The following is a 7,697-nucleotide window of genomic DNA, read 5'->3' on the forward strand; positions in this document are numbered from 1 at the left end:
GCGTTCGCGCCGCGGCTGGCGTGGTTGGTGAGCCGGGCGGTCAGGTGGTGGCGAGGTCGCGGCGGAGGGCGTCGGCGGTGTGGGAGCCGGTGGTGTGGGTGAGTTGTTCGGGGGTGCCTTCGAAGATGACCATGCCGCCGCGGTGGCCGGCGTCGGGGCCGAGGTCGATGACCCAGTCGGCGCTTTTGATGACGTCGAGGTGGTGTTCGATGACGATGACGGTGTTGCCGTGGTCGACGAGGTGGTCCATGAGGTTGAGGAGGTGGGTGATGTCGGACATGTGCAGGCCGGTGGTTGGTTCGTCCATGACGTAGGTGGTGTTGGCGGTGTTGAGGTGGGTGGCGAGTTTGAGGCGTTGGCATTCGCCGCCGGAGAGGGTGTTGAGGGGTTGGCCGAGGGTGAGGTAGTCGAGGCCGACGTCGGTGAGTGCGTGGAGGGTGGGTTGGATGGTGGGTTCGGTGAGGAAGTCGGTGGCTTGTTCGACGGTCATGGCGAGGACGTCGGCGATGGTTTTGCCGCGGAGCCGGTGGTGGAGGGTTTCGGGTCGGAACCGGTGTCCGTGGCAGTCGGTGCAGGTGGTTTTGAGGGTTTCGAGGAAGGCGAGGGTGGTGTGGGTGGTGCCGGTGCCGTGGCAGGTGGGGCAGGCGCCTTTGGAGTTGGGGCTGAAGAGGGCGGCGGGTGCGCCGGTGGCGTGGGCGAAGAGGGTCCGGAGGGGGTCCATGATGCGGGTGTAGGTGGCGGGGGTGGATCGGGCTGAGGTGGCGGGGGCGGTCTGGTCGATGACGGTGGCGGCGGGGTGTTGGGTGAGGAAGTCGCTGGTGATGAGGGTGGTTTTGCCGGAGCCGGCGATGCCGGTGATGGCGGTGAGGACGCCGGTGGGGATGTCGACGGTGATGTGTTTGAGGTTGTTGGTGTGGGCGTCGGTGATGGTGAGGGTGCCGGTGGGGGTGCGGGGGTTGGTGTTGAGGGCGAGCCGGTGGCGGAGGTGCCGGCCGGTGAGGGTGCGGGCGTATGGGAGGGCTTCGAGGGTGCCCTGGTAGACGATGCGGCCGCCGTGGGTGCCGGCTTCGGGGCCGAGGTCGATGATGTGGTCGGCGGTTTCGATGACGTCGCGGTCGTGTTCGACGACGAGGACGGTGTTGCCTTTGTCGCGGAGTCTGCGGAGCAGTTCGAGGAGGCGGGTGATGTCGTGGGCGTGGAGGCCGATGCTGGGTTCGTCGAGGATGTAGAGCATGTCGACGAGGCTGCTGCCGAGGTGGCGGACGAGTTTGACGCGTTGGGACTCGCCGCCGGAGAGGGTGCTGGTCTGGCGGTCGAGGGTGAGGTGGCCGAGGCCGATGTCGATGAGGTGGTCGAGGCGGTCGCGGACGGCGGTGATGTGGTGGGTGTTGGTGTCGTCGGTGAGGAGGCGGAGGACGGCGTCGAGTTCGGTGGTTTCCATGGCGGTGAGGTCGGCGATGGTGTAGCCGTTGATGCGGCTGGCGCGGGCGGTGTCGTTGAGGCGGGTGTGGTGGCAGGTGGGGCAGCCGAGGCCGTGGCAGGTGGGGCACATGCCTTGGGGGTCGTTGAAGGAGAGGCTGCGGGCGTTGGCGGGTCGGGGGTGGGCGTGGGCGGCGTAGAGGTGGCGGAGGGTGGGGTTGATGTCGGTGGCGGTGCCGACGGTGGAGCGGGCGGTGCCGCCGAGGCGTTTCTGGTCGACGATGACGGCGGGTGACAGGTTGTGGATGGCGTCGACGTCGGGTCGGTCGTATCGGGGGGTGCGGGTGCGGGCGAAGGCGGTGAAGGTTTCGTTGAGCTGGCGTTGGGCTTCGGCGGCGATGGTGTCGAAGACGAGGGAGGTTTTGCCGGAGCCGGAGACGCCGGTGAAGACGGTGATGGCGTGTTTGGGGATGTCGACGGTGATGTCGCGGAGGTTGTTCTGTCTGGCGCCGACGATGGTGATGCGGGACACGAGGGTCAGGTTATCCGCGGGGTGCGACGGTTTCGGTGAGGCGCCGTTCGAGTGGGGTGCGGAATTTGGGTGTGACGCGGATGTCGCCGATCCAGTCGGTGAGCCGGTCGGCGGTTTCGCGGACACCGGTGGCGTCGGCTGGTTCGAGGAGTTCGGTGGCGATGTGGCCGGTGGGGGTGTGGGCCCAGCCGCCGACGACGCGGCCGTTGATCCAGATGGTGGGGCCGGGGTTGCCGGTGCGGTCGAAGAGGGCGGGTGCGTGGGGGCCGAGGTAGAAGTCGCGGCTGGTCCAGCCCATCATGGTGGGGTCGAGGGCGGGGAGGAGCGCGACCCACCGGTCGGGTTCGGGGACGGGGTCGGTGTCGTCGGCGAGGACGATGCCGGTGTCGCCGTTGTCGAGGGTGACGGTGGTGGTGTCGAGGGCGGCGACGGCGGCGCGGGTGTGGGTCATGGTCCAGCCGGTCCACCATTTGAGGTCGTTGATGGTGCCGGGGCCGTAGCGGGCGAGCCACAGTCGGGCGAGTTCGGTGCGGGCGGTGGCGGGGTCGAGGGTGTCGTAGGCCGGGGTCCAGTTGGTGTGGGTGTGCCAGGTGTACTGGGTGCTGGTCCAGGTGCCGCTGGGGCGGCCGCGGATGATGCGGCCTTGTGCGGCGAGGAGGAGCAGGACGCGGCTGGTGATGTACTGGTTGCCTTGCGGGAAGTGCAGGACGGTGCGGAGGCGGGGTTCGTCGGCGGCGAGTTGCGCGGCGGTGGCGGCGCCGCCGCGGGCGGCGAGCGCGTCGTAGGTGGCGGTTTCGACGTCGGTGAGGAAGGCGGCGTCGCCGCCGAGGTGTTTGATGAGGAGCCGGCGTTGTTCGGCGGCGATGGTGAGGGACGCGGCGGCGTGGACGACGGGTGCGGTGGTGGTGGGGACGACGTACATGGTGCGGCGCATGCCGAGCATCCGTAGGAGGGTCCGCTGTTCGTAGAGGGCGTGGTCGAGCAGCGGCGCGTCGGGGATGCGGGCGGCGACCGAGAGGTGGACGGTCGCGGCGTCGGTGGCGTGAAGGGTCACCAGGTCGGTGGCGGCGGCGACGGGGTCGGTGGCGGTGAACCCGTGCCGCCAGTAGAGGCGGGCGCGGCGTTGGGCGTCTGAGATGTGCGGGACGGTCACGGGGTCGACGATAGTCAGCGGCGCATCGAGTCGACGTAGAGCGTGATGAGGACGAGCACGGCGACGGCCGTGCCGAGGATGACCCAGAGTCCGACCCCCATGGTTGTGACGGTACCGAGGTCGGCCCCGGCGGGGCGTCGCACGCACGAGTGACATAGGGTCCGAGCCGATGTCCACCGCATTCGTTCTCGCGCATACCAGTCTGGCCCCGGTTCCGCTCGTGCCGGAGGTCCGGTTGCGGTTGGCGGATGAGGCGATCGAGTTGTGGCAGTACACGGAGAAGTTTGCGGGTGGGGTGCAGTTGCCGCCGCCGTTCTGGGCGTTCGCGTGGGCGGGTGGTCAGGCCCTCGCCCGGTACATTCTGGACAATCCGGGCCTGGTGGTGGGGAAGCGGGTGCTGGATGTGGCGGCGGGGTCGGGGCTGGTGGCGATCGCGGCGGTGAAGGCCGGCGCGGCGCACGTGACGGCGGTGGAGATCGATCCTCTCGCGGTGACGGCGATGGCGGTGAACGCGGCCGCGAACGATGTGACGGTCGACGCGCGGCTGGAGGACGTGCTGCCGGGTGACGGCGGCGACGCCGACGTGGTCCTCGCCGGGGATGTGTTCTACAGCCGGGAGATGACCGGTCAGGTCCTGGACTTCCTGCGGCGGGTGGCGAAGCGGGGCGCGGGGTGCCTGGTCGGGGATCCGGGGCGGGCGTATCTGCCGAAGGAGCATCTGGAGCTGGTCGCGGTGTATGACGTGCCGGTGCCGCAGACGTTGGAGGACACGCCGGTGAAACGGACGACGGTGTGGCGGCCGACCCTGTAAAGCCCGTCCAGCCTGTAACGCCCGTACGGGGGGAGCTGGAGCGGGCGTCGGGGGACTTCACCGAGGCGTGGCTGGCGAACCGGCGGTTGTCGGCGCACACGCGGGCGGCGTACCGGCGGGATGTGCAGCAGTTCCTCGGCTGGTGCGCGGGCCGTGACCTGGATCCGTTGCGGGTGTCGTTTCTGCAGGTGAACGCGTATGCGCGGGATCTGGAGTCGACGGTGGACGTCAGGTCCGGGAAGGTCCTGGCGCCGGCGAGCGTGGCGCGGAAGCTGTCGGCGTTGTCGAGCTGGTACGGGTTTCTGCTGCGGTTGCAGGCGGTGGCGGTGAACCCCGTCGGGGGTGCGGACCGGCCGCGGATCGACCGGGACACGTCCTCGACGGTGGGGTTGACGGCCGGTGAGGTCGACGCGATCCTGGCCGCGGCGGCGCGGCAGACGGGGGTGACGGCGGCGCGGGATCTGGCGATCCTGGCGTTGCTGGCGGATCTGGGGTTGCGGGTCGGTGAGGTCGTCGCCCTGGATCATGCGGATCTCGGGGTGGAGCGTGGCCACCGGACGGTCCGGTTCGTCGGGAAGGGTGGCAAGCCGCGGCGGCGGGCGCTGACGCCGGCGGTGACGGCTGCGCTTGATGGTTATGTCGGCGTCGGTACCGGCGGTGACGGGCCGCTGTTCACGACGGCGACGGGGGCGCGGGTGGACCGGCACGCGGTGTTCCGGCTGGTGCGGCGGTTGGCGCGGGAGGCTGGGGTGCCGGCGTGGGAGCGGTTGTCGCCGCATTCGCTGCGGCACGCGTTCGCGACCGCGGCCCGGGACGAGGGTGTCCCCCTGGAGGATGTGCAGGACGCGATGGGGCACGCGGATCCGCGTACGACGCGCCGGTATGACCGGGACCGGCACAACCTGGACCGGGATCCGGCTTACACGATCGCGGCGGCGCGGGCCCGCCGCGGGGACGGGGGCGGTTCGTGAGGATCAGGGCGGCGACCGGCGGCGACGTGGACGGGATCGCGCGGTTGCACGCGGACAGTTGGCGGCGGCATTACCGGGGTGCGTACAGCGACGCGTTCCTGGACGGTGACGTGGTCGCGGACCGGTTGGTGGTGTGGCGGGACCGCCTCCAGGACCGGGCGGGAACGGTCACGTTCGTGGCTGAAGACGATGGTGGGGGTGACGGTGGGCTGGTCGGGTTCGCGCACGTGAAGCTGGACGACGACGTGGAGTGGGGCAGTCTCGTCGACAACCTGCATGTCGCGGACGGCCGCCGGCACGGTGGTGTCGGCACGCGGCTGCTGCGGGCCGCGGCCGGGGCCGTCGTCGACCGGGCGGTCACGTCGCGGCTGTACCTGTGGGTCCTGGCGCAGAACACGGCGGCGCAGCGGTTCTACGCGGCGCGTGGCGGGGTCCACGCCGGGACGGTGGACGTGACGGCGGCGGGTGGGGTGCCGGGCCGGTTGCAGGGCACCCCACGCAAGCACCGGATCGTGTGGGCGGACGCTCAGATCAGCTAGACGAGCTGGTCGAAGTGGGTGTGGAGGTCCGCTGACACGTCGGTGTTGCCGAGCCGGCGCAGCGTCCACAGCGACGCGAGCAGCGCCGGCCGGTCGTCGCCGCGGTCGGCGGCCCAGGCGGCGTGCTCGAGCAGCAGCGCGGCGGTGAGGGTGGTGCCGAGCCGCAGCGCCAGTTCCCGCGCCCCGGCGAAGACCCGGTCGTTGCGGGGGTCGGCGGCGGCGGTTTCGACGTCGGCGGTGAGGCGGCGGGTGGCGGCGATGACGGTGTCGGCGACGCCGGGGAGCCGGTGCACGGCGGTGTCGGCGGCGGTCTCCGCGCGGTGCAGCAGTGGCCGGGCGCCGTCGCCGGTGGTGAGGGCGCGGAGCACGTCGACGGACAGGACGTTGGTGGTGCCTTCCCAGATCGGCAGGACCTGCGCGTCGCGGAGCAGTCTGGGGATGCCGGTGTCCTCGACGTAGCCGGCGCCGCCGAACGCTTCGAGGTATTCGCTGGCGGAGGCGACGGCGAGCCGGCCGGTGAGCAGTTTCGCGAGGGGCGCGACGAGCCGCAGCTCGTCGGCGGCGGAGGAGGCCGGGCTGCTGCCGGGGTCGGTGGTGGCGGTGCCGAGGAGCGCGAACGCGTGGGCGGCGAGGGCGTAGGCGCCGGCGGCGTCGACGGCGAGGCCGCCGAGGGTGGCGCGGTGCAGCGGGTTCCCGGTGAGGGTCCCGCCGGCGACCTGCCGGTTCGCGGCGTGGCTGAGGGCGTATTCGAGGCCGCGGCGCATCCCGCCGGCGGCGGCCGCGGCGTTGTGGAGGCGGGTGACGACGACGAGGGTCATCATGCGGGCCAGGCCGGGGACGGCGGGGTCGCCGACGGGGATCGCGGGGACGTCGTCGAGGCGGACCTCGCCGGTGGGGACGGCGCGGGTGCCGAGCTTGTCCTTGAGCCGCAGGACCTGCAGCCCGTCGGCGGGCAGGGCGGTGCCGGGGGTGTAGCGGGGGACGAGGAACGGTGCGAGGTTCCGGCTGCCGGGTCCGGCGCCTTCGGGGCGGGCGAGGGCGATCGCCATGTCGGCGTCGATCGCGGAGCAGAACCATTTGTCGCCGGTGAGGACCCACCGGCCGTCGGGGAGCCGGCGGGCGGTGGTGGTGGACCGGGCGATGTCGGAGCCGCCCTGTGACTCGGTCATCCACTGGCCGCTGGTGACGGCGTGGTCGGGGTTGGTGCTGGTGAGGCGGGCCAGCCACGGTGAGGTGGGGTCGCAGGCGGTGAGGAGGGCGGCGGCGCCGTCGGCCATCGCGACCGGGCAGGAGAACGTCGCGGACTCCGGTCCCCACAGGTGCAGCAGCGCGTGTTGCACGACGCGGGTGCCGGCGCCCCACGTCGTTCGGGCGTCGCTGGTGTAGGGCAGGGCGACGACCGCGTGCCGGGCGGCGGACGCGCGGAGCGTCTGCCAGCCGGTGGCGGTGTCGACGCGGTCGATGCGGGCGCCCCACGCGTCGAACCGGGTCAGGGTCGGCGGGTGGGTTTCGGCGTCGTGGTGGGCGGCGCGGAGCGGGCCGAGGACGTCGGCGGACACGGCGGCGAGGCGGGCCTTGGCGGCGGCGTGCCCGCCCGGGCCGAGGAGCCGGTCCAGCCAGCCTTGCAGCTGCCAGTCGCTGGTGTACGGGTCCCGCAACGCCGGCCGGGTCTGCACGAAACGCGTCATACCCCGAAGGTTACCGTCCGGTAATCGTCGGGGTCGAGGCCGCTCACACGAGCCGGAGCTGCCCTTCGGCGCGGGCGGCGGGGCCGAGGTCACCGACGCGGTGGTGGCGGCGGCACAGCACCTGGTAGCGGACGTCGACCTCCGGGGACCCTTCCGCGGGGTGCTCGTCGGTGCTGGTGGTGTCGGTGTCGCCGATGACGACCTGGTCGCCTTCGCGGGCGATGCCGCCGTTGACGACCCGGGCGTTGAGCAGCCCCGGCCGGCCGCACCAGCACAGCACCTCCACCTGGACGCGGGTCACCTCGTCGGCGAGCTCGAACAGCCGCTGCGCGGCCGGGAACAGGCTGGTGCGGAAGTCGGTGGCGAGCCCGAACGCGTACACGTCGACGTCGGAGGTGTCGACGAGGTCGGCGAGCTGTTCGATCTGCGCGACGGTGTAGAAGCTCGCCTCGTCGCAGATGAGGTAGTCCACGCGGATGCCCTGCGCCCATCGTTGCCGGACGAGGCCGCGGATGTCGAGGTCGGCGCCGACCGCCAAGGCTTGCGGGCCGCGGCGGAGGCGGGGGGCCCGGCGGCCCGCCGCC

At 72.0% G+C, this 7,697-nt stretch carries 7 protein-coding genes and 1 pseudogene; 3 read left to right on the forward strand and 5 right to left on the reverse strand.

Annotation, left to right across the window (positions count from 1 at the left end; all coding sequences use genetic code 11):
* Positions 1-40: 40 nt before the first annotated feature.
* The 3 genes from AB0I21_RS12870 to AB0I21_RS12880 are packed head-to-tail and all read right to left on the reverse strand — an operon-like array spanning position 41 to position 3,247.
* Entirely contained in the window at positions 41-1,951 is a 1,911-nt protein-coding gene (locus tag AB0I21_RS12870; RefSeq protein WP_360560741.1) for an excinuclease ABC subunit UvrA, read from the reverse strand.
* Positions 1,952-1,961: 10 nt separating this feature from the next.
* Positions 1,962-3,104, reverse strand: coding sequence for a winged helix DNA-binding domain-containing protein (locus tag AB0I21_RS12875; protein WP_360560742.1), 1,143 nt, complete (start codon positions 3,102-3,104; stop codon positions 1,962-1,964).
* A 14-nt stretch (positions 3,105-3,118) separates the two neighbouring features.
* A complete protein-coding gene (locus AB0I21_RS12880) occupies positions 3,119-3,247 on the reverse strand; it encodes a hypothetical protein (protein WP_360560744.1) in 129 nt (42 codons plus the stop codon).
* A 26-nt stretch (positions 3,248-3,273) separates the two neighbouring features.
* Here AB0I21_RS12880 and AB0I21_RS12885 point away from each other — a divergent pair, with 26 nt between their 5' ends.
* Genes AB0I21_RS12885 through AB0I21_RS12895 form a run of 3 tightly spaced genes read left to right on the forward strand, consistent with a single transcriptional unit; the run spans position 3,274 to position 5,425 of the window.
* The gene (locus AB0I21_RS12885; RefSeq protein ID WP_360560746.1) at positions 3,274-3,915 is read left to right on the forward strand and encodes a 50S ribosomal protein L11 methyltransferase; all 642 of its coding nucleotides are present in this window, start codon (positions 3,274-3,276) and stop codon (positions 3,913-3,915) included.
* A 35-nt stretch (positions 3,916-3,950) separates the two neighbouring features.
* On the forward strand, positions 3,951-4,886 hold the full coding sequence (locus tag AB0I21_RS12890; RefSeq protein WP_360560759.1) for a tyrosine-type recombinase/integrase: 936 nt from the start codon (positions 3,951-3,953) through the stop codon (positions 4,884-4,886).
* Positions 4,883-5,425 carry a GNAT family N-acetyltransferase gene (locus tag AB0I21_RS12895; protein WP_360560747.1) on the forward strand — a complete coding sequence of 181 codons (543 nt, stop codon included), beginning with the start codon at positions 4,883-4,885 and terminating at the stop codon, positions 5,423-5,425. Before AB0I21_RS12890 ends, AB0I21_RS12895 begins: the two co-directional genes overlap by 4 nt.
* On the opposite strand, the gene AB0I21_RS12900 is transcribed toward AB0I21_RS12895, so the two are convergent.
* Both AB0I21_RS12900 and AB0I21_RS12905 read right to left on the reverse strand, forming a co-directional pair.
* Positions 5,422-7,113, reverse strand: coding sequence for an acyl-CoA dehydrogenase family protein (locus AB0I21_RS12900; RefSeq protein WP_360560749.1), 1,692 nt, complete (start codon positions 7,111-7,113; stop codon positions 5,422-5,424). The genes AB0I21_RS12895 and AB0I21_RS12900 overlap by 4 nt on opposite strands.
* Before the next feature lie 43 nt (positions 7,114-7,156).
* Positions 7,157-7,697: pseudogene (locus AB0I21_RS12905) on the reverse strand (hypothetical protein); the annotation flags it as partial.

Source organism: Dactylosporangium sp. NPDC050588, from assembly GCF_040654975.1.
GTDB classification, from domain to species: domain Bacteria; phylum Actinomycetota; class Actinomycetes; order Mycobacteriales; family Micromonosporaceae; genus Dactylosporangium; species Dactylosporangium maewongense.